The organism is Alcaligenes sp. GW821-FHT11D07, from assembly GCF_058808495.1.
The window spans coordinates 306,860-328,073 of record NZ_JBXART010000001.1 but is presented as its reverse complement, the minus strand read 5'-3'; the positions used below and the strand labels follow the sequence as shown (position 1 = coordinate 328,073).

The following is a 21,214-nucleotide window of genomic DNA, read 5'->3' as shown; positions in this document are numbered from 1 at the left end:
ACCTACCGATTTTGATTGCGCAACCATAGCATGCGCGCCAGTTCTTGCGAACAGCTATCTAGCCGGACAGCTATTGCGCCATCTCAATAAGCAAGAAGCTGAATATTCGTTAAAATCCCAAGATTAGATTTAAATCCCATTTTTATCGTTCAGGCCCTGTGCGTTATCGCGCACCAGCCCCAGGCCGGTTTGCCGGGGCCAAACGCCTTACCGATACCGCAGGAGTGTTACTGAAATGACCCACGTCGTCACCGAAAACTGTATCAAGTGCAAATTCACCGATTGTGTGGATGTGTGCCCCGTCGACTGTTTTCGTGAAGGCCCGAACTTTCTGGTGATTGACCCGGACGAATGCATCGATTGCGCCGTCTGTATTCCCGAATGCCCGGCCAATGCCATTTTTGCCGAAGAAGACGTCCCGCAGGACCAGGTCCCCTTCATTGAACTGAATGCTGAGCTCAGCCCCATTTTTGGCAGCATCAACCGCTCTAAGAAACCGCTGGAAGATGCCGACGACTGGAACGGTGTGGAGAACAAACTACAGTACCTGGAGCGTTAAACACTGCCCTGCCCTAGACACGCCACCGCCGGTGGCTGTTTTTTCTTAACAGCCACCCTTGCGCCCAATCTCGCCTTTTGATAAAAAAACTTGCCGCAGCGCAGCAAGGGAAAATCCCAAGACCAGAGGAACAGCAAACGTCGTATTGTTTCCCACAGGAAATAAGCATATACATTCCTCTGTATCAAACTAGGCAACACCAAGGCGCACACTATGCTTTACGATCTGCACGAACTTCAGCGGTCCTTTCTGGCCCCTTTGGCGGCCTTTACAGGCACCAGCTCTCAATGGTTCTCCAACCCCTACAGTCCACTGGCCTATACGCCCCTGTCGCGCCAACTGGCGGCAGCCTCTGAACTGGTACACCGTATCGGCAAAGATTATGAAAAACCGGCCTGGGGGCTGAACGAGACCCAGATAGACGGGCAAACGGTGCAGGTGCGCGAAACCGTCCATCTGGACAAGCCCTTTTGCCGATTGATCCACTTCGAACGCGACCACCCCCAAGCGGCGCAAGACCCGATTATTTTGCTGGTCGCCCCTTTATCGGGCCACCACGCCACCTTGCTGCGCGAAACGGTACGTGCCTTGCTACCGGACCACTCGGTATACGTCACAGACTGGGTAGACGCCCGCATGGTGCCGCGTTCAGCCGGCCCCTTCCATCTGGATGATTACGTGTTGTACGTACAGGAATTCATCCAGACCTTGGGCTCGAACGTGCACGTCATGTCTGTTTGCCAGCCTACCGTGCCCGTCCTGGCGGCCGTTTCCCTGATGGCGACCCGCCGTTCGCCAGTGATGCCACGCAGCATGATCATGATGGGCGGCCCCATTGACACGCGCCAGTCGCCCACCGAAGTCAACCTGCTGGCAACCACCAAGTCGTACTCCTGGTTTGAAAACAATCTGATCCATCGTGTACCCACCAAATACCCAGGTGCGCATCGTCGCGTCTATCCCGGTTTTTTGCAGCATGCAGGGTTTGTTGCCATGAATCCGGACCGGCACGTCAGCTCGCACTACGACTTTTATCAGCATCTGATCAAAGGCGATGATGACGATGCCCAGGCACATCGCCGTTTCTACGATGAATACAATGCCGTGCTGGACATGCCCGCCGAGTTCTACCTGGACACGATCCGCATTGTGTTCCAAGAGCACCGACTGCCTAAAGGCCAATGGCACGTACACGGCGAGCAGGTCCGCCCCCAGGATATTGATGGGGTCGCCCTGTTCACCATCGAGGGCGAGCTGGATGATATTTCTGGCCAAGGTCAGACACACTCAGCCCAAAGCCTTTGTTCGAAAATCGCCCCTGAACTCAAACAGGAATTTACGGCGCCCAACTGTGGTCATTACGGGATTTTCTCGGGAAGCCGCTGGCGCACGCTGATCTGTCCTAAAATCAAGGACTTCATCCGTCAGCACAACTGATTTTGGCTATCGCCGCTTCTGACGGGGCCAGATGGCCCCGTTTTTGTATTCATGCCAGACACCTTAATACGGCGCATTGACGCCCTGCTCCCCCAAACCCAGTGCACCCGCTGTGGTTACGACGCCTGTCTTCCCTACGCCCAAGCAATTGCCTTGGAAGGCGAGGCTATTAATCGCTGCCCGCCAGGCGGCCCGGAAGGCGTGCAGGCTTTAGCCGAGCTACTGGGCCGTGACGTCCTGCCCCTGGACCCCTCCTGTGGCGAATTCACCGGCCCCAGCCGGGCCGTGATTATTGAAGAACACTGTATTGGCTGCACGCTGTGCATTCAGGCCTGTCCGGTCGATGCCATTATTGGCGCCAACAAGCTGATGCATACCGTGCTGGCTGACCGCTGTACCGGCTGTGAGCTCTGTGTGCCGCCCTGTCCGGTTGACTGCATCAGCATGGTGCCCACAGACGAATGGAACAGCGAGCAGGCCTTTCAGGCCCGTCTGGATACCGAACAACGTCGCGACCGTCTGCTGGCTCGCCACCAAGAAAGCTCGGATCTGGCCGCTCGGACTTTGGCGAATAAACCCGTTTTGGCCAACACCGCTGACCAAGCCGATAAACGAGAGGCCTCCATCGCCTCTGCCTTGGCGCGCGCCCGCGCCCGACGCGCCAGCAAGACTGCAAACGAAACTACGCCATGAATGCCGCCAAACGCTACGAGATTTTCAGCCGTTTTCAGGCGGCCAACCCAAAACCTACAACCGAGCTGGAATACGCAGACACGTTCCAACTGCTCATTGCGGTGATTTTGTCAGCCCAAGCGACGGACCGATCTGTGAATCTGGCCACCGCCCGCTTTTTCCCTGAACACGGCACACCTGAAGGCATTTTGGCTATGGGTGAGGAAGGTTTGCGCGAAGCCATTAAAACCATTGGCCTCTACAAAACCAAGGCAGCCAATGTCATCAAGACCTGCCAAATGCTGCTGGACCTGCATCAAGGCAAAGTCCCCTGTGATCGCGACGCCCTAGAGGCACTACCTGGCGTAGGTCGTAAAACGGCCAACGTTGTGCTCAATACCGCTTTTGGCTTGCCCACGATTGCTGTTGATACACATATTTTCCGCGTCTCCAATCGCACTGGCATTGCACCGGGCAAGAACGTGGTTGAAGTGGAAAAGAAGCTGGAACGGCTCATCCCGAAACCCTTTTTGCTGGATGCGCATCACTGGCTGATTTTGCATGGCCGCTATATCTGCGTAGCCCGAAAACCCAAGTGCCCTCAGTGCGGTATTTCAGACTTGTGTGACTTCAAACCTAAAACTGTTAACACTTAAGTAACACTAGGCTGGTTTAACAACATTTGTTTACTAAACACCGCATTAAACCGGTCCATCCTATGACAAACCCGCATAGTTTTGCGTCGTCCGCCCTTCCATACTGAAACGCATGAAGGACTCTGCCTAGAGTTAGCGGGTGGCAACACGCTTGCGGTGCGGAACACACGCCACCAGCCCAGCTCCAGGCCCATATTGACGACTCACGACAAGGAGCGTTCTCATGACACGGGCTGCCCTGGACATTGAGAATCTTTACGCCTGGCACCGAGAGTTTCCGCTCTTGCGTGGTTTGAATTTACAGGTCGCTCAAGGCGAAATCTGCACCGTATTAAGTCGTCATCGGGCGGGGCGTAGCGCGATGCTACGTGCCATTGTGGGACTGACCGATAGCCGCCGCGGCTCCATCCGCATCCAAGGGACTGAAGCGATTCATCTCAACCAGCATCAGCTGGCGGACCTGGGCGTGGGCTACAGCCCCTACGAGCAAAGCATCTTCACTGGTTTGAGCTGCGAGGAAAACCTCTTGCTGCCGCCTGCCATCGGTACCACCCTGGGCGGGGGCATGTCCCTGGTTCAAATCTACGAATTACTGCCAGGCCTGGAACAACGCCGCCACCATATGGCCGCTCATCTATCCACTGGCGAGCAAAAGATGCTGGCAATAGCGCGCTTGCTACGCACAGGAGTTCATTTGCTGCTTTTGGATAAAGTGTCGGAAGGCTTGGCTCCGGTCCAGGCACAAACACTGGCCAAGCTGATTTGCACCCTGCGCAGCGAAGGCTACGCCATTATTCTGGCCGAGCAATGCCCACAGTTCTCTGCTGAATTCAGCGATCACTTTCATGTTCTGGAGCAAGGGCAAATTATTCAGCGTTTTCCTGGCAGTGAGCTTGATCACAAATATGGGGCGCTGCACGCCTTGCTGGGCGTCTAAGGACGGTGGCAAGTTTGTTTGACACTTGTCCAGCCCTTCAACCGATCAAACCCAGCGTCACCAGAAACAGCTTTGCTAAATACCCCGCCAAAACCTAGGGCTTTCTATTTTTGAGCGCGTAGCGGGTGATGCAGAAAAAAGACACTTGGGCGAAAACAACAGGCGATGAGTTCGGCTTACTTGATCTGCAACAAGGTCAGGCGGCCAACTACTTCTGAAGCTTGTTTTGGATCAAATCCAGCGCCAGCACGCTCATGCACTCTGTAGGCTTTACACATCCCTACGGAGCTACTATGAAAACCCGCCAATTGTTTCCTGGTCTGCACTTGTCCTTGCTGGCCGTCGGACTGGCCACTGTTCTGTACGCCCCCCAAGGCCAAACACACGAAACGGGTGATTTCTTGCTCAAAGGTGGTGTGACCTGGGTGGCCCCCAAATCCAATAACGGCTCGGTCGCTGACGGCACCGTTGATCTGGACGTGGGCAATAATGCCCGCCCCAGCTTTTCCCTGACCTATATGGCGACTCGCAACATTGGTGTGGAGCTGTTGGGTGCCTTCCCCTTCCAGCACAATATTGACAGCAATCTGGGCCGTATCGGCAAGACTAAGCACTTGCCCCCTACCCTGAGCCTGCAATACCACTTCCTGCCTGACAGCGATTTCCAACCCTATGTGGGCGTGGGTGTGAACTACACTATGTTCTTTGATACCGAATCGCGCGGTGCTCTGGCAGGTTCGGACCTGAAACTGAAAAACAGCTGGGGTTTTGCAGCTCAGGTCGGCGTGGATTACAAACTGGACAACAACTGGTTCCTGAACGCTGACGTACGCTACATCAGCATCCGTCCAGACGTGAAGCTGAACGGCCAGTCGATTGGTAAAGCCAAGCTCGACCCCGTGGTTGCCACCATCGGGATCGGCTACCGCTTCTAAGCAGTCGCTTCTTCCTGCTCGCGTTTGCCCTGCCCCAAGCCCAGATAGCTTTCTATCACTCGGGGGTTATGAGCTAGGTCTGACGCGGGGCCTTGCAGCACTACATCGCCCGTCTCCAGAACATAACCGTAGTCAGCCACTTGCAAAGCGGCACGAGCATTTTGCTCGACCAGCAAGATGGCCACACCGGTGCTGCGCAGTCGGGCGATGATCATGAAGATCTCGCGCACCACGCGCGGTGCCAGACCCAAGCTGGGCTCATCCAGCATCAGCACCTTGGGTTGCGCCATCAAGGCACGGCCCACGGCCAGCATCTGCCGCTCACCACCTGACAAAGTTCCCGCCAGCTGCGTACGACGCTCTTTCAAGCGCGGAAACAAGGTGTAGACCTTATCCATGGTGTCACGCCAGCCAGGATGACGGGCGCGGTACAAACGAAAGCCGCCCAAAAGCAGATTGTCTTCCACCGTCATGCTGCCAAATAGCTCGCGACGCTCTGGCACCAGGGAAATACCAGCGGCTACACGACGCTCTACTTCCCAATGGCTGATTTCCTGACCTTCGTACTTCACCGAACCTGTGCTGCGGCCCACGCTGGGCAAAGAGCCCATCATGGCGTTAAGCAAGGTGGACTTGCCCGCGCCGTTGGCACCGATCACGGTCACGATGCTTCCGGCACGAACGTCCAGGCTGGCGCCCATTACGGCACTGACTTTGCCGTACTGAGCTGCCAGATTGTCCACTTTCAAAATGATGTCTTGCGATTGTGCTGAACTCATAGCGCTGCTCCTGCCGAGGCGGGCTCATTGACCTGATCCAGATCCAGGTCGTCATCAATACCACCCAGGTAGGCTTCCAGCACAGCTGGATTTTCCTGAATTTCCTTGGGCAAACCTTCGGCCAGCTTGGTGCCAAAATCCATGACAACCAGCTTGTCCGTCAAATTCATGACAAAGTCCATGTCGTGTTCAACCAGCAAGATACTCATGCCTTCACGACGCAGTTGATCCAGCACCTTGGCCAGCTCCTGCTTTTCTTTGTAGCGCAGGCCCGCAGCGGGCTCGTCCAGCAACAAGAGCAGCGGATCAGAAGCCAGGGCACGGGCAATTTCCAAAATACGCTGTTGGCCCAAAGCCAGGTTGCCGGCCTCTTCGTACAGGTATTCACCCAAGCCCACGCGCTCCAGCTGAACAGCGGCTTCATGCAGCAGTTCGGCTTCGCTACGGCGCTCGGTATGCAGGACGGCAGACAAGACACCTACATTGCGACGCAGGTGAGCGCCCAATGCCACGTTTTCCAGAACCGTCATGGTGGGCAGCAATTGAACGTGCTGGAAGGTGCGGCCAACGCCCAAGCGAGAAATCTCGCGTGCGGGTTTGCCATCAATACGCTGACCCAGGAAACTGACCTGTCCGCTGGTGGCTCCCAGTACGCCAGTAATCAAGTTGAACGTCGTGCTCTTGCCCGCGCCGTTAGGGCCAATCAAGCCCATGATCTGACCGGCATTCAAAGTAAAGCTGATGTCATTGACCGCCACCAGACCGCCGAACTCCTTGCGGATCTTGTTCACTTCCAGCACCAGCGAGCCAGCCTGGGGACGCTCACGCTGAGGCAAGGCCTGCGCTTGAGGAGGCGGCGCCTGATTGCGCTTCTTAGCGCCAAACACCATTTCCCAGGCTTTTTGCAAAATAGGCCACAAGCCATCACGCGCGTACTGCAGGATCAAGACCATCAAGATGCCGAACACAATCAACTCGAAGTTGATGTCGGTATTGAGCAGCTTGGGCAACCAGTTTTGCAGCTGGTCTTTCAGGCTCAGCACCAGGGCCGAACCCAACACGGCCCCCCACACACTGCCTGCACCACCCAACACGGCCATGAACAGGTATTCAATACCGTAGTTCAAACCGAAGGGGCTGGGCGAGACGGCGCGCTGGTAGTGCGCGTAGAGCCAACCGGATACACAAGCCAGCAAAGCAGCGTAAACGAACACAATGACCTTGTAGTTGGCCATGTTCACGCCAAAGGATTCCGCCATGCCGCTACCGTGTTTCAAGGCACGAATAGCACGACCGGGACGGGAGTTGAGCAGGTTGCGCGTTCCCCACATAGCCAGTAAAGCGAAGGCCCAGATCAGGTAATAAATATCCCGGCCCGAGGACAAGGAAATACCAAAGAACTCCAGCGGTGCGATACCGGAAATACCGTCGTACTGACCCAGGAACTCCAGGTTGCCGAACAGGTAATACAAAGCCAGCCCCCAGGCCAAGGTACACAGGGGCAGGAAGTGACCGGACAGGCGCAGTGTGATCGCGCCCAGGATGTAGGCCACCATCATGGTCACAGCCATGCCAATCAACAGATTGAACCAGGGGGACCAGCCCAGACGAGCCGTCAGGTAGGCCGTGGTATAGGCACCCAGACCCACAAAAGCGGCCTGACCAAAGGAAGTCAAACCACCCACCCCCGTCAACAAGACCAGGCCCAAAACGACCAGGCTGGTCAAACCAATATAGTTAAGCTGGGTAATCCAGAACTCGGGCGTTGCTCCCAACTGGGGCAAGACCAACAGAACCGCAATAAACAGTAGCGTCAGCAAGTGTCTCATGTGATTTACTCCTCATCATCCACGTGCTTGCTACCGAAGGAGCGCCACAACAACACCGGTATCACCATGGTAAATACAATGACTTCTTTATAGGCACTGGCCCAGAAAGACGAAAACGCTTCCAGCACCCCCAGGAACAAAGCCCCAAGCAAGGTGACGGGATAACTGATCAAGCCACCGAAAATGGCAGCCACAAAGCCTTTAAGGCCAATCAAAAAGCCCGTGTCGTAATAAATGGTTGTCACAGGCGCGATCAGCATGCCGGACAAAGCACCAATGGCCGCAGCCAAGGTGAAGGTCAAGGAGCCGGACATATTGGTGCTGATCCCCACCAGGCGGGCACCGCGACGGTTCACCGCTGTGGCACGCAAAGCACGGCCGTACAACGTTTTGCCGAAAAAGCCCCACAAAGCCAGGATCAGCAGCACACAAGCGCCCATCACAAAGAAGGTCTGTGCCGACCAGCTAACTGGACCCAGGGAAATCTCGCCTTCCATGAACGGAGGGGTACGCCAGCCTTCAGGACCGAAAAACACCAGACCCAGACCGGTCAGGGCAAAGTGCACGGCCACCGACGTAATCAGCAGCACCAGCACGCTGGCTTCTGCAATGGGCTGATACACCAGGCGATAAACCATGGGACCTAAAGGGATGACCACGGCCAGGGAGAACAGCACCGCGACCCACAGAGGCAATTGCGAACTCACAATTGCCGGGGCGGCAAAGTAAACGGCCACGGGAATCAGGATATTGACCAGGAACTTGCGGGGCATGCCAGCCAGACTGCGGCTGCGCAAGGCAGACAGCAACTCCAGCAGGAACACCAGTGCGCCTGCAATCAATAACAAAATAACGGTTCCCGGCATGCGGCCATTGACCACAAACGCCAAGGTCAAGGCGCCAAAGGTGACGAACTCACCTTGCGGGATAAAAATGACGCGCGTAACTAAGAAGACCAGAACCAGGGCGAGCCCGAGCAAGGCATAGATGGCGCCATTCAATATGCCATCCTGCAACAAAATTAAAGCAATGGTGGTATCCATGTCGGACAACATCCTGTACAACAAAAAGAAGCAAAGGGCTTACGGAACCGCAGGCCTGTAGCGGGAACGGGTGCCAGGATCAGCCAGCACCCGCCTCGGAAAAAACCGGCTCTTGAGCCGGTTTTCGCCTGTCAGATATTACAGATCAGGCTGATACGTCCATTTACCGTCGACCACTTTCACAATCACGTGGGCACGTTTATCCAGGCCTGCGTGATCGCTTGCGGACATATTGAATACACCTTGCGAAGCAGCCAGTTCCTTGGTTTGCTCCAGAGCATCACGCAAGGCGGCACGGAATTCCGGCGTGCCAGGTTTGGCACCGGACTTCAGAGCGACAGGAATCGCTTCGGTCACGAGCAGACCGGCATCCCACATATGGCCACCAAAGGTATTGATGGAGCCCTCGCCGTACTTGGCTTCATACTTTTCTTTGTATTCCATAGCGGTCTTTTTCACCGAGCTGCTGTCAGGCAGTTGTTCGGCTACCAGCAAAGGACCGGCTGGCAAGATCATGTCATTACAGTCTTTGCCACATACACGCAGCACGTCGCTGTTGGCCGCACCGTGAGTCTGGTAAATGATGCCGGCAAAGCCGCGGCCCTTCAGTTCACGCTGTGGCAAGGCAACAGGCGTACCGGAGCCAGCGATCAAAATAGCATCAGGCTTGGTGCCCAGCAGCTTCAGTACCTGACCGGTCACGCTGGTGTCGTTACGACCATAGCGCTCGGCGCCCAGCACTTTAATGCCTTTGGCTTGAGCCGCTTCAGTAATCACGTTCAACCAGCCATCACCGTAGGCGTCGTTATAGCCAATAAAGCCCAGGGTTTTGACGTTTTGCTTGACCATGGCGTCAGCCAGAGCGCCAGCCATCAACTGGTCATTCTGAGGGGTTTTGAACACCCAGGTACGGGCGCCTTCAACCGGATCAACGATTTTGGCGTTAGCGGCCACGCTGATCATGGGAGTCTTGGTTTCGCCAGCCACATCCACCATGGCCAAAGAGCCTGGGGTCACGGAGGTACCGATCACCACGTCTACTTTGTCATCGGTGATGAGCTTGCGCATATTGCGCACGGCAACGGTGGTGTCTGTTGCATCATCCAGAACGATGTACTCAATTTTCTGGCCAGCCACTTCGTTAGGCAGCAGGCTGACTGTATTGCGCTCAGGAATGCCCAGCGAAGCCGCCGGTCCTGTTGCCGCCACCGTCACGCCAACTTTGATCTGCGCGGAAACCGCCACGGGCAAGCTCAAAGCCAGGGCAGCAGCCAATGTCGTCAGGCGCCCAGTAGAAATGCAGTTCATCCTTTTCTCCCAATATTTGTTCATTGTTGTGGGCCGGATTAGCGGCCAAAAATCGTAATACAGATAATCACCAGCACATACCAGAAACGTATCAAGTCACGCGGTTTTCAGATATTGGTGTTTACCTTAAATATTAAAAGTTTAAATAGTGCACTAACTAAAGTGATAGCTCACTAATTAACTGCACTCCCCCTATGAAAAACCGCTATTTCTCCGGCTATTTCATGCCAGGACCGGGCGGTATGGAACCCTCTGCACCAAACGCACTCTAATTGTCGATTACTATGTAGGATTGCGCCTCCTGTAGGCATTTACCTGTTTTTCAAAAGGCAGCACACGTGGATAAAGTACGCAAAACCGAGGCTGAATGGCGTGCCCAACTCAGCCCCGAAGAATTCTATGTCACCCGTCAGAAAGGCACGGAACGTGCTTTTACGGGCCGCTACTGGGATACCGCGACCCCCGGCATTTATCGCTGCGTTGGCTGCGGCACCGCTTTGTTTGCCTCGGACACCAAGTTTGATGCGGGCTGCGGCTGGCCCAGCTACTTTGAACCCCTGAACCCGGATAATGTGCGCGAAGAGCTGGATGTCAGCCACGGCATGCGCCGCACTGAAGTGCTGTGCAATGTCTGCGATGCGCATTTGGGCCACGTGTTCGAAGACGGTCCTCCGCCCACTGGGCTACGATACTGCATTAACTCCTTGTCGCTGACCTTTGAACCTGAAGCATGAAGAAGCTCTTATTTGATCTATTCCCGCTCGTTCTATTCTTTCTGGCGTTTCGCTTTTCCGATATCTATACCGCGACCGGTGTGGCCATGGCGGCCTCGGTCCTGCAGATACTCTGGCTAAAGCTCACCAGCAAAGCCATCGAGACCTCGCACTGGATCAATCTGGCGGTGATCGTCATTTTTGGTGGTGCCACGCTGTTTTTCCATAACGATGTCTTCATCCGCTGGAAACCCACCGTGCTGTACTGGATCTTTGCCCTGGTCTTGCTGGGCGGACGCTACCTGATGCACCGCAATTTGATGCAGAAATTCATGGGCACTCATCTGGTGCTGCCCGGTCATGTCTGGGACAAATTAAACCTGGTCTGGGCCTCGTTTTTCATCATCACGGGCCTGGTCAATCTGTACGTGGCTTTCTCGGGCCACTTCACTGAATCCCAATGGGTCAATTTCAAAGCCTTCGGTTTGCTGGGCTTGATGCTGGTGTTTGTCGTTGCCCAATCTCTGTGGCTGGGCCGCTACCTGCAAGACTCCTCCGACAACTCCAATCCTCCCAAATCTTGATTTCGCTATGACAGATGCGCTCGCTTCCCTGATCCATGAACGACTCCAGGCGCTGGAGCCTACGGAACTGGACATCATCAATGAATCCCATTTGCACGAAGGCCATGCCGGTGCTCAAGGGGGTGCCAGCCACTTTCGAGTCATTATTGCCTCGAAACAATTTGATGGAATTTCAACACTGGCACGACACAGACTTGTGTATGATCGCGTCCACGATCTAATGCCTTTCCCGATTCACGCATTGGCTATACAAGCCAAAACCACTGCTTAAGGATGCTCATGAAACGTATCGCTGCATTTGCCCTGACCTGCGCTATGGCTGTTCCCGTCTATGCCCAGACGATTGCTACCGTCAACGGCAAAAACCTCACACAAAAAGACCTGGATCAGTTCGTTGCCGTTCTGGTCGAGCAAGGCGCTAAAGATTCGCCTGAGCTGCGTGAGCAAGTCAAACAGGAAATGGTCAACCGCCTGGCCGTTGTACAAGCTGCTGAGAAAGCTGGTATCGACAAGACCGTTCAGGTCCAGCAAGAAACCGAACTGGCCCGCCAAAGCATTCTGGTACGCGCTTTGATGGCTGACTACCTGAAAAAGAACCCGGTTACCGAAGCTGATCTGACCAAGGAATACAACACCATCAAGGCGATGGAAGAAGGTCAGCAAGAATACAAGGTTCGCCACATCCTGGTGAAAGACGAGAAAGCTGCCCAAGACCTGCTGGCTCAGATCAAGTCCAAGAAGATCAGCTTTGCGGATGCCGCCAAGAAAGACTCCATCGACACCGGCAGTGGCCAACAAGGTGGCGATCTGGGTTGGGCTCCAAGCTCCACCTACGTCCCTGAATTTGCTCAGGCCGTAGAGAAGATGAAGAAAGGCGAACTGGGTGCTGCTCCCGTACAGTCGCAGTTTGGCTGGCACATCATCCAGGTGGACGATGCCCGTCCAGTGACCTTCCCGTCGATGGCTGAAGTGAAGCCTCAGCTGGAAGAAATGATGCGTCAGCGCAAGCTGGCCGAGTACCAGCAAAAGATCCTGAAAGAAGCCAATATCAAGTAATGGCTTTGACGGTCGCCTTGCCTTACAGGTGAAGCGGCTGACAGGAAAAACAAACATGGCGCCTCAAGGGCGCCATGTTTGTTTTTAGTGAAGACAGTTCACAGGGTGTCATTCACACGGTAGTTAAATCTCAAATCAGCAGCAGATCACTACGGGCTATTTGCCCCAATATCAGAATTAACGCGTGGCTAGCACTCTGTGTGTACCAGCCTTCTATTCACCCGCCAACAGTGCCAGAAACTGAGCCTCATCCAGAACTGTCACGCCTAGCTCTTGAGCTTTAGTCAGTTTGGAGCCAGCCTCGGCCCCTGCCAGCACGAAAGCAGTCTTCTTGGATACCGACCCACTGGCCTTGCCGCCTGCTTCCAGCACGCGGCGTGTCGCTTCGTCACGGCTCATGCTGGGCAAAGTACCGGTGATCACCACTGTTTTGCCTGCCAAGGGCAGGTTTGCGCTATTGGCACGTACTTGAGCTTGCTGCGGTCTGACCCCGGCTGCCAGCAAAGCCTCCAGGGCTTCACGATTGTGTGGCTCTTGAAAGAAGTGCCGCACGGAAGCGGCAACCACCGGGCCCACCTCATTCACCTGCAGCAAGGCCTCTTCTTCAGCCTGCTCCAAAGCCTGCAAAGTGCCAAAGTGCTGAGCCAGATCCCGTGCCGTGGTTTCACCCACATGACGGATGCCCAAGGCATAGATCAGGCGATTCAAGGCTGGCTCACGTACTTTGTCGATAGCTTCAATCAAATTTTCAGCAGATTTGCGGCCCATGCGATCCAAGAGCACCAGTTTTTCCACCTTGAGCTTGAAGATGTCAGCCAAGGTATGAACCAAACCGTTTTCCACTAACTGATCCACCAGCTTTTCGCCCAAACCTTCAATATCCAGGGCTTTGCGGCTGGCCGCATGAATCAGGGTCTGCTTGCGCTGCGCCGGGCAAATCAAGCCGCCGGTGCAACGCCAGGCGGACTCCCCATCCAGACGCTCCAGCGCTGAATGGCAGGCCGGGCATTCCTTGGTCATCTCAAAGGGTTTGCTGCCCTCAGGACGCTGCTCCAGCACCACCGCCACCACTTCAGGGATGACGTCGCCTGCACGGCGCACTACAACGGTATCGCCTGCGCGCACATCCTTACGGCGCACCTCATCCTCGTTGTGCAAGGTGGCATTCGTAACCGTTACTCCACCCACAAACACCGGCTTCAAACGCGCTACGGGCGTGACCACCCCTGTACGGCCTACTTGAAACTCGATGCTCTCCACGCGAGTCATCTCTTCCTGAGCCGGAAACTTATGTGCCACGGCAAAACGCGGGGCACGTGCCACATAGCCCAGGACACGCTGAGCGGCCAAGGCATTGACCTTGTAAACCACCCCATCGATCTCGAAGGGCAGATTAGGACGACGCTCTTGGGTTTCTGCATAGAAATCCAGCAAGCCTTGAACGCCCTGCACTACTTTCCGATCTCGGCTCATGGGCATGCCCAGGCTTTCCAGCCAATCCATCATGCCCGATTGGGTATCACGGGGCAGCGCGTCGCTTGCCGAGTCCGCAAACAAGGCATTTTGCGGCTGATTAGCCGCGGGCATCGGGCTGATCTCACCCCAGCCATAGGCAAAAAAGCGCAAGGGTCGCTGAGCCGTAATTTTGGGGTCCAGCTGACGCAAGCTGCCGGCAGCTGCGTTGCGGGGATTTACAAAAACTTTCTCGCCCCGCTTGGTCTGCTTTTCATTCAGGCTTTCAAAGTCAGCCCGGTTCATCAGGACTTCGCCACGCACCTCCAAAACCGCAGGCAGCTGCGCGGCATCGCCTCGCAAACGCAGGGGAATAGATTTGATCGTGCGGATATTGCTAGTGACATCTTCGCCCGTCGTGCCATCGCCGCGGGTTGAGGCTTGCACCAGCAAACCTTGCTCGTAGCGCAGACTGATCGCCAGACCGTCAAACTTGTATTCAGCCAGGTAATCTACCCGGCGATCCAGGCCAATCACACCGGCATCCAGCAGGGTGTCAGCCACCCGCTTGTCAAAGGCACTGACCTCTTCGTCGTCAAAGGCATTGCCCAAGGACAACATAGGCACAGCGTGCTGAACGGTATCGAATCCGCCCAAAGGGGCCGCCCCCACGCGTTGCGTGGGAGAGTCTGGCGTAATCCATTCCGGGTGCTCGGCTTCCAGTGCCAGCAGTTCATTCATCAATGCGTCATACTGCGCGTCCGAAATGCTGGGCGCATCTTGAACGTAATAGGCCCAGTTATGCTGGGCCAGTTCTTCATGTAACTGCTGTACTCGCTTCAAACTCACGAAAAAATCCTGCCCGTACGTTCCTGGCCTGCCGTAAAGCCGGCCTGCTCCAGGCGCTCGTACAGATTGCTAAGTTGTTCATCAATATTTTGATCAGTGCTCTCTGGCAAAGGTCGGCCTTGATCATCCAGCACCACGGCATCCAGGCGGCTGGCCAAGTCACGAGCAACCGTTGCCATGCGGCTAAAGGCATGGTCGTCGGCCGGGCTATTGGGCAGATCCAGCAAGAGATCAATACGCTCAATGCTGGCCGATTGAATATCGTTGGGGTGAGCGCTGTCAAACATGGCGGTAAAGCGAGGCTGGCCCGAATCGGCCAACCAGGCCAATTGCTGCCCAAAGGGCAAGAAACCCGCGTCTTTCACCATCTGAATGACTGAGGAAGCTGGCATAGGACCAGGCAGGCGCACAGAGACGCCCACCAAGGCATCCAGATCAGCACACGTATTGTCCAGGGAGGCTGCGCGACGCAGCACATCATCTTGTTCAGGGCCTTCTACCGAGCCGTCAAATTGCTGGGCCAAGGATTGAGCCGCCATCCAGACCTGCGACCATTCAATGGCCGACAAGGGGCCACTACGATTAGCCAGCAAAACGGCTATCTGCATGCTGGCGTAGGACTCGCCTGCCCGCAAGCGAGCACGGTGTCCACCCCCTTCACATTCGGCAAAATAACGCACCGGTTTGGAGCCGGAGCGCGACACACTTTGCAAGGCTTGGGCCAGATCCTGCGCATCCACGGGTTGGCTAAAGCTGATGTCAATCACGGCTTCGGTGGTGCAATCAGCCTCTGCGGCATCATGGTCACCATCCGCAGCGGTAGCATCGCCCCGCGCCATGCTGGGTTCGCGACGTTCCAGCTCGGTGAGCTGGCTCATCAAAGGGTCAGTATCCCCATCCGGGAATTGGCTTTGCATCTGCTGGCGTACACGGCGGTCTTGCCACCAGTTAAACACCACCACGAGCAAGATGAGCAAAATGCCCAATAAAATCAGTGCGATTTGCAAATCACTCATTGTCAGTTCCGTCGAATCAACACTACCGGATTAAAAAAACAGGCTTACACACTGCTCATTTGCATGGCAGCGTCTACGTCTACCGCAACAATTCGGGACACCCCCTGCTCTTGCATGGTGACACCAATCAGTTGTTTTGCCATTTGCATTGCAATTTTATTGTGGGAAATAAATAAAAACTGGGTTTGTTCACTCATGCTGGCCACCAGATTGGCATAGCGTTCGGTATTCGCATCATCCAGTGGAGCATCCACTTCGTCCAGCAAGCAAAAAGGAGCGGGATTCAATTTAAAGAAAGCAAAAACCAGGGCGGTGGCTGTCAACGCTTTTTCACCGCCCGAGAGCAAATGAATGGTGCTGTTTCGCTTGCCCGGCGGTTGCGCCATCACCTGTACACCCGCTTCCAGCACTTCATCGCCCACCATCGTCAGTTTAGCCTCTCCACCACCAAATAACCTTGGGAAAAGCTCTCCAAAGTGCTCATTAACAATGTTGAATGTTTCCATCAGCAACTGACGCGTCTCGCGGTCGATCTTGCGAATCGCATCTTCCAGCGTCTCGATCGCTTCGGTCAAATCCAGATGCTGGGCATCCAGATAAGTCTTGCGTTCCTGCGCGGTCGTGAGCTCCTCCAGTGCAGCCAGGTTAACCGGCCCCAGCCCTTCAATCTGACGCGAGATACGCTGGACTTCAGACTGCAACCAACCCACTCGTTGCCATTCCGGTGTCTTTTCCTGTAACAAGCTCCAGAGTTCGGAACGGTTCACCTTGCGACTGTCCAACTGTTCGGCAAACTGTTCGACCGCCAGACGCGAGGCTTGTTCCTGCAACTGTAATTCGGTGACCTGCTCACGCAAAGGCCCCAAGTTTTTCTGATTTTCAGATCGAGCCTGCTCGTGCTCGCGCAATTGGGCAGCCAAAGTATCCAGCTGGATTTTGGCCAGCCGCACAGCCTCCTCTCGCTCGGCCCGTAACTCCAGGGCATCTTGCAAACCTGCCTGGGCCGCAGAAGCGTCCAGTTCCAGCAACTCACCTTGCAAACCTTCCAGTTGACCGGCCGTGCGCTGAGCTTGCTCCTGAGCCAAGGCCAGATTGCGCTCAAGTTCTGCCATACGCTGCACCAAAGCACGTTCTGCGAACTGGGCATCATGCACGGCACGTTCGCGTTCATGCACGGTGCGCCGGGCCTGCTCGGCCAGTTCCGCGCCTTTTTCGCCTTCCATCTGCGCTTCAGCAAAAATGCCTTGGTGCTCGGCCAGCTCTTCATCCAGCGTTTCAAAGCGCGCTTCGAATTCTTCACGATTGGCTTGCAGCTCTTCGCGCTGCACCGCCAATTCTTCCAGCTCCTCGTTGATCCGTCCGCCGCGCTCTTGCGATTGCTGGGCTTGTTGCGCCAGCTTGGAGTGCTCCAACTGCACATCGTGCATACGGGCCGTCAATTCGCCCACGCGTGCACGCGCCGGAACCAGGCCGGAACGCACTTGCTGCAAGGCCATTTCAGACTGCGTACTGGCGTGCCCCAGCTCATCAACAATAAGCTGAGCACCCCGCAGTTCCCGCTCCAGATGAGCAATTTCCTGCTGGCGCGCCAACATGCCTGCCTGCTCGGAATCCGGGGCGTAAAAACGGATGCTATGACGATCCACCAGATGGCCATCGCGCACCACAATCGTCATCTGATCGGTGAGCTGCTCGCGCAGGCTCAAGGCCTGCTTCAAATCGGCACAGACATAAACCTCGCGCAGCCAGTCATCCAACAGGCTACGCAGGCCACCCTCTTGCTGACGCAGCACAGAACTTAGCAAGGGCAAATCTAAAGTGGGTTTGGCGGCTAAAGCGGGCTCCGGCAGCTGATAAAAGCTGAGACGGGCCGGCGGCGCATCGCTGGCAAAGGCTGCAGCCATATCCAGACGGCGCAATTCCAGAGCCGTCATGCGTTCCCGCAACACCGCCTCCAAGGCCGTTTCCCAGCCTTTTTCCACATCCAGACTTTGCCAGAGGCGTTTCATACTCTCTAGCCCATGCTTGGCCAGCCATGGCTCAAGCGTGCCTTTGCGCGCCACATCTTCCTGCAAGCGACTCAAGGCCAAGAGGCGCGCTTCCAGTCGGGCCATATCCTGCCCACCCTGCAAGGCCTGCTCTTGCGCCTTTTTACGCTCTTCTTCCAAGCGTGGCAGTTGCACTTCCAGATGCTGCATATGCTCCTGGGCTTGCTCCAGCTGCGTTTGCAGCATGTTCAAGTCACCCCGCAAACGCTCCAGATTATCTGGGTCGGGCGCGTTCAGCTCGCGCAGTTCCTGCTTCAAGCGTTCCTGGCGCTGCTCCAGTCCTTGAATCTGCCGGTCCGCATCACGTTGCGACTGCGCGGCCAAAGCCAGGTTTTGCTCCAGACGGGCCAAACCCATGCGCATTTCGTCACGACGCTGGGCCTGCTCGCGCACCTGGAGTTCCAGATCGGGCAAGCTGCCTTGGGCCTCTTCCAGCAGAATCTGTAATTCTTCCAGCTTTACAGCAGCTTCTTCACGCTGTTGCTCGCTATTTTCCAGCTCTTGCTGGCAATGTTCCTGTTGTTCCGCCCAATCCTGCTGTTGTTGTTCCAACTGCTCACGACGCTGGGCCATACGGCCGCGCGAATCCAGCACATGGCGGATTTCAGCCTCCAGGCTGGACACTTGGGAGCCCGCTTCATACAACTGAGCCTGGGCGGCGTGCAAGGCGTCACCCGCCTCTAAATGCGCCTGCCGCTGAGACTCCAGCGCAGACTCCGTATGCCGCAAGCCGGCAATGGATTCTTCCAGTTTGGTCTGAGCTTGTTCAATGGCCAGAAAGCGCGCTTTTTGATCGCCCTGGGCATTGGACTCTTTCAGCAGCCACAATAAATTTTGCTTGAGCTCGCCGTCCTGCTGCAAATCACGATACTGACGCGCTACTTCGGCCTGCGCCTGCAGTTTCTCCAGCTGCGCATCCAGCTCTCTTTGAATATCTTCTACGCGCAGCAGATTTTCACGGGTATCGCGCAAACGGCTTTCCGTTTCGCGACGACGCTCTTTGTAGCGGGACACGCCAGCCGCTTCTTCCAGAAAAACGCGCAGCTCTTCCGGTTTGGCTTCAATCAGGCGATTGATCATGCCCTGCCCGATGATGGCGTAACCGCGCGCCCCCAAGCCTGTACCCAGGAAAATATCGTGAATGTCACGCCGCCGGACGGCCTGATTGTTCAAAAAATAGCTGCTGGTTCCATCCCGGCTTAATACACGGCGCACCGAGATCTCGGCATAGGTGCTCCACTGACCAGAAGCACGCCCTTCGGAATTATCAAAAACCAGCTCTACTGAGGCCCGGCCTGCCGGTTTGCGTTGTGAAGAACCGTTAAAGATCACGTCTTGCATGGACTCGCCACGCAATTCCGACGCTTTGCTCTCGCCCAGCACCCAACGCACCGCATCGATGATGTTGGATTTTCCACAGCCGTTGGGCCCGACAACCCCCACCAATTGACTTGGGGTAGGGATGGTTGTCGGGTCTACAAAGGATTTGAAACCAGCGAGTTTGATCTGGGTTAGACGCACAGGGTAGAGGTCAGCTCAAAAAGGACTAATTTGAACAGGCGCGCAGGCGCATCTATATATGCCTGGCACCGCGAGTCGTATGATACCGCAGCACCTGCCGCGCACAGCCAAGACAGCCAAAAAACAAATGAAAACCTATCCGTGCACCTGAATGATAAGGCAGTAAACTGCCCGCTGCCGTCAAGCCCTGTTTACCCTGCTTGGCAAGCCGGACAAACAGATCGAACAGCGCAATTACAATAACGCTTTGCCCGGCGCCAGACAGGCCAGAAAATCAGGACCAACAAAGCGTAGCAATGAATTTCTGATACCACTGCTCGCGCAGACCCTGTTATTCTTGCTCCCCATCTCTGTTCGTAAATTTCGCGCCTGCCCAGGCTCTGTCAGGAAAACCGTAGCGGGCGCTACTCAAGCTGCTCGTTCTGCCTGAAATTTGGCTTTGATTCGTGTCCGGCAGTGACCGTACTGCTTTTATGGGACACACGCATTCGGGATGTATTTTGAATAAAGGATTTTATCTGGTCATGGCCGCCCAGGCATTGTCGTCAGTTGCCGACAATGCCTTGCTGATTGCCGCCATCGCCCTGATCGCTGACCTGCATGGACCTGTCTGGATGGTCCCCATGATGAAATGGTGGTTTGCGCTGTCCTACGTGCTATTGGCCGCTTTTGTTGGGGCTTTTGCCGACTCGTACCCCAAGGGCCGGGTCATGTTTGCCACCAACGCCATCAAGCTAATTGGCTGTATGTTGATGTTCTGCCACCAGTACTTTGGCATGAGCGACTCCCAGCAATTAGTTCTGGTTTTTGTGTCCTACACCCTGGTGGGTGTCGGTGCGGCAGCCTACTCGCCGGCCAAATACGGCATCGTGACCGAAATGCTCAAGCCTGAACAATTGGTCAAGGGCAATAGCTGGATTGAAGGCCTGACCGTGCTATCCATTATTGGCGGCACAGTACTGGGCGGTATTTTGATCAGCCCTTCCATCGCCGCCACCCTGGCAGAGCACCCCTTGATCGCCCCCTTGGCCCAAACCCGGGCTGAAGTGGCTATCTTGCTGATTTCCTTTATTTATCTCTTGGCTGCCCTGTGCAATCTGCTGATTCCGCGCACCAACATCAACTACCCCGAACAGCAAAAAAACCCCATCCTGCTGTTGAAAGAATTCCGCTCTTACGTGCACATTCTGTGGCGTGACAAGCTGGGGCAGATTTCGCTGGCCGTCACCACCTTGTTCTGGGGTGCAGGTGCCACGCTGCAATTTATTGTGATCGAATGGGGGGCTCAACACCTGGGCTACCGGCTGGATCAGGCTTCGGTATTGATGGGGGTAGCAGCCTTGGGCACTGTGTTCGGCGCCGTCTTTGCCGCCCGCGTTCCCTTGAAGAAATCCTTAAGTGTCTTGCCGGTCGGGGTGGGAATGGGATTGGTGGTCCTGCTAATGCCTTTGGTCCACGAAAAATGGGCGGTTTACACCCTGCTCATGGGTATCGGCGGCTTGTCCGGCTTCTTTGTGGTCCCCATGAATGCCCTGCTTCAGCACCGTGGTCACGTCATGCTTTCGGCTGGCCACTCGATTGCGGTGCAAAACTTCAATGAACAGCTGAATATCCTGTTCATGCTGGCGCTGTACAGCCTATTGCTCTGGCTGCGTTTACCCATCAACTACATCATTGTGTTCTTTGGCTTGATGGTGGCGTCCCTGATGACGGTGTTCATCATCTGGAAAAATGCCAATCTGCGCGCACATCCGGAGCTGGAAGCCTGCATCGGCCAAGAAGGTCACGGGCAAGCACTGACAGCCAAGTAAAAGCCTTAG

General features: G+C 55.5%; 18 protein-coding genes. 11 read left to right on the top strand and 7 right to left on the bottom strand.

The annotated features are described in order from the left end of the window. The first annotated feature begins 235 nt into the window (after window positions 1–235). The 6 genes from fdxA (at window position 236) to AC1RSM_RS01450 (ending at window position 5,196) form a co-directional block, all read left to right on the top strand. Complete coding sequence (gene fdxA, locus AC1RSM_RS01475) at window positions 236–559, top strand: ferredoxin FdxA (RefSeq protein ID WP_492928769.1); 324 nt, start codon at window positions 236–238, stop codon at window positions 557–559. A 213-nt stretch (window positions 560–772) separates the two neighbouring features. Beyond that, on the top strand, window positions 773–1,996 hold the full coding sequence (locus AC1RSM_RS01470; protein WP_492928767.1) for a polyhydroxyalkanoate depolymerase: 1,224 nt from the start codon (window positions 773–775) through the stop codon (window positions 1,994–1,996). Between the two features lie 51 nt (window positions 1,997–2,047). Then, window positions 2,048–2,689 (top strand): RnfABCDGE type electron transport complex subunit B, encoded by a 642-nt coding sequence (locus AC1RSM_RS01465; RefSeq protein ID WP_492928765.1) that lies wholly within the window; start codon window positions 2,048–2,050, stop codon window positions 2,687–2,689. Beyond that, entirely contained in the window at window positions 2,686–3,324 is a 639-nt protein-coding gene (gene nth / locus AC1RSM_RS01460; protein WP_492928763.1) for an endonuclease III, read from the top strand. The genes AC1RSM_RS01465 and nth overlap by 4 nt, the downstream gene beginning before the upstream one ends. Window positions 3,325–3,547: 223 nt before the next feature. Then, complete coding sequence (locus AC1RSM_RS01455) at window positions 3,548–4,261, top strand: ATP-binding cassette domain-containing protein (protein WP_492928761.1); 714 nt, start codon at window positions 3,548–3,550, stop codon at window positions 4,259–4,261. A 293-nt stretch (window positions 4,262–4,554) separates the two neighbouring features. Next, entirely contained in the window at window positions 4,555–5,196 is a 642-nt protein-coding gene (locus AC1RSM_RS01450; protein WP_492928759.1) for an OmpW/AlkL family protein, read from the top strand. Here the strand turns inward: AC1RSM_RS01450 and AC1RSM_RS01445 are convergent. The 4 genes from AC1RSM_RS01445 to AC1RSM_RS01430 all read right to left on the bottom strand — a co-directional run bounded on the left by AC1RSM_RS01445 (window position 5,193) and on the right by AC1RSM_RS01430 (window position 10,155). Beyond that, window positions 5,193–5,975, bottom strand: coding sequence for an ABC transporter ATP-binding protein (locus AC1RSM_RS01445; RefSeq protein ID WP_492928757.1), 783 nt, complete (start codon window positions 5,973–5,975; stop codon window positions 5,193–5,195). The two genes, AC1RSM_RS01450 and AC1RSM_RS01445, sit on opposite strands and share 4 nt — an antisense overlap. Then, a complete protein-coding gene (locus AC1RSM_RS01440) occupies window positions 5,972–7,804 on the bottom strand; it encodes a branched-chain amino acid ABC transporter ATP-binding protein/permease (protein WP_492928756.1) in 1,833 nt (610 codons plus the stop codon). The genes AC1RSM_RS01445 and AC1RSM_RS01440 overlap by 4 nt, the downstream gene beginning before the upstream one ends. A 5-nt stretch (window positions 7,805–7,809) precedes the next feature. Then, entirely contained in the window at window positions 7,810–8,847 is a 1,038-nt protein-coding gene (locus AC1RSM_RS01435; RefSeq protein ID WP_492928754.1) for a branched-chain amino acid ABC transporter permease, read from the bottom strand. Window positions 8,848–8,985: 138 nt separating this feature from the next. Next, window positions 8,986–10,155 carry an ABC transporter substrate-binding protein gene (locus AC1RSM_RS01430; protein WP_492928752.1) on the bottom strand — a complete coding sequence of 390 codons (1,170 nt, stop codon included), beginning with the start codon at window positions 10,153–10,155 and terminating at the stop codon, window positions 8,986–8,988. Between the two features lie 338 nt (window positions 10,156–10,493). Here AC1RSM_RS01430 and msrB point away from each other — a divergent pair, with 338 nt between their 5' ends. The 4 genes from msrB to AC1RSM_RS01410 are packed head-to-tail and all read left to right on the top strand — an operon-like array spanning window position 10,494 to window position 12,508. Then, window positions 10,494–10,889 carry a peptide-methionine (R)-S-oxide reductase MsrB gene (gene msrB, locus AC1RSM_RS01425; RefSeq protein ID WP_492928751.1) on the top strand — a complete coding sequence of 132 codons (396 nt, stop codon included), beginning with the start codon at window positions 10,494–10,496 and terminating at the stop codon, window positions 10,887–10,889. After that, a complete protein-coding gene (locus AC1RSM_RS01420) occupies window positions 10,886–11,452 on the top strand; it encodes a septation protein A (protein WP_492928749.1) in 567 nt (188 codons plus the stop codon). The genes msrB and AC1RSM_RS01420 overlap by 4 nt, the downstream gene beginning before the upstream one ends. Window positions 11,453–11,459: 7 nt before the next feature. Beyond that, entirely contained in the window at window positions 11,460–11,723 is a 264-nt protein-coding gene (locus AC1RSM_RS01415) for a BolA family protein (protein ID WP_492928747.1), read from the top strand. Window positions 11,724–11,731: 8 nt separating this feature from the next. Continuing rightward, window positions 11,732–12,508, top strand: a complete 777-nt coding sequence (locus AC1RSM_RS01410; RefSeq protein WP_492928745.1) for a peptidylprolyl isomerase — start codon at window positions 11,732–11,734, stop codon at window positions 12,506–12,508. A 213-nt stretch (window positions 12,509–12,721) separates the two neighbouring features. Here AC1RSM_RS01410 and ligA read toward each other — a convergent pair whose 3' ends face one another. The 3 genes from ligA to smc are packed head-to-tail and all read right to left on the bottom strand — an operon-like array spanning window position 12,722 to window position 19,394. Then, a complete protein-coding gene (gene ligA / locus AC1RSM_RS01405) occupies window positions 12,722–14,809 on the bottom strand; it encodes an NAD-dependent DNA ligase LigA (RefSeq protein ID WP_492928743.1) in 2,088 nt (695 codons plus the stop codon). Beyond that, window positions 14,806–15,825: a cell division protein ZipA C-terminal FtsZ-binding domain-containing protein gene (locus AC1RSM_RS01400; protein ID WP_492928741.1), complete on the bottom strand. Its 1,020-nt coding sequence runs from the start codon at window positions 15,823–15,825 to the stop codon at window positions 14,806–14,808. Before AC1RSM_RS01400 ends, ligA begins: the two co-directional genes overlap by 4 nt. Before the next feature lie 44 nt (window positions 15,826–15,869). Then, window positions 15,870–19,394, bottom strand: a complete 3,525-nt coding sequence (smc, locus tag AC1RSM_RS01395) for a chromosome segregation protein SMC (RefSeq protein WP_492928739.1) — start codon at window positions 19,392–19,394, stop codon at window positions 15,870–15,872. A 500-nt stretch (window positions 19,395–19,894) separates the two neighbouring features. Here smc and lplT point away from each other — a divergent pair, with 500 nt between their 5' ends. Then, window positions 19,895–21,205: a lysophospholipid transporter LplT gene (gene lplT / locus AC1RSM_RS01390; protein WP_492928737.1), complete on the top strand. Its 1,311-nt coding sequence runs from the start codon at window positions 19,895–19,897 to the stop codon at window positions 21,203–21,205. Window positions 21,206–21,214: the final 9 nt, after the last annotated feature.

Bases quoted from the DNA above. Each gene is read 5' to 3' on its own strand.
- fdxA (WP_492928769.1), top strand. From the start codon at position 236: ATGACCCACGTCGTCACCGAAAACTGTATCAAGTGCAAATTCACCGAT.
- AC1RSM_RS01470 (WP_492928767.1), top strand. From the start codon at position 773: ATGCTTTACGATCTGCACGAACTTCAGCGGTCCTTTCTGGCCCCTTTG.
- AC1RSM_RS01465 (WP_492928765.1), top strand. From the start codon at position 2,048: ATGCCAGACACCTTAATACGGCGCATTGACGCCCTGCTCCCCCAAACC.
- nth (WP_492928763.1), top strand. From the start codon at position 2,686: ATGAATGCCGCCAAACGCTACGAGATTTTCAGCCGTTTTCAGGCGGCC.
- AC1RSM_RS01455 (WP_492928761.1), top strand. From the start codon at position 3,548: ATGACACGGGCTGCCCTGGACATTGAGAATCTTTACGCCTGGCACCGA.
- AC1RSM_RS01450 (WP_492928759.1), top strand. From the start codon at position 4,555: ATGAAAACCCGCCAATTGTTTCCTGGTCTGCACTTGTCCTTGCTGGCC.
- AC1RSM_RS01445 (WP_492928757.1), bottom strand. From the start codon at position 5,975: ATGAGTTCAGCACAATCGCAAGACATCATTTTGAAAGTGGACAATCTG.
- AC1RSM_RS01440 (WP_492928756.1), bottom strand. From the start codon at position 7,804: ATGAGACACTTGCTGACGCTACTGTTTATTGCGGTTCTGTTGGTCTTG.
- AC1RSM_RS01435 (WP_492928754.1), bottom strand. From the start codon at position 8,847: ATGGATACCACCATTGCTTTAATTTTGTTGCAGGATGGCATATTGAAT.
- AC1RSM_RS01430 (WP_492928752.1), bottom strand. From the start codon at position 10,155: ATGAACTGCATTTCTACTGGGCGCCTGACGACATTGGCTGCTGCCCTG.
- AC1RSM_RS01420 (WP_492928749.1), top strand. From the start codon at position 10,886: ATGAAGAAGCTCTTATTTGATCTATTCCCGCTCGTTCTATTCTTTCTG.
- AC1RSM_RS01415 (WP_492928747.1), top strand. From the start codon at position 11,460: ATGACAGATGCGCTCGCTTCCCTGATCCATGAACGACTCCAGGCGCTG.
- AC1RSM_RS01410 (WP_492928745.1), top strand. From the start codon at position 11,732: ATGAAACGTATCGCTGCATTTGCCCTGACCTGCGCTATGGCTGTTCCC.
- AC1RSM_RS01400 (WP_492928741.1), bottom strand. From the start codon at position 15,825: ATGAGTGATTTGCAAATCGCACTGATTTTATTGGGCATTTTGCTCATC.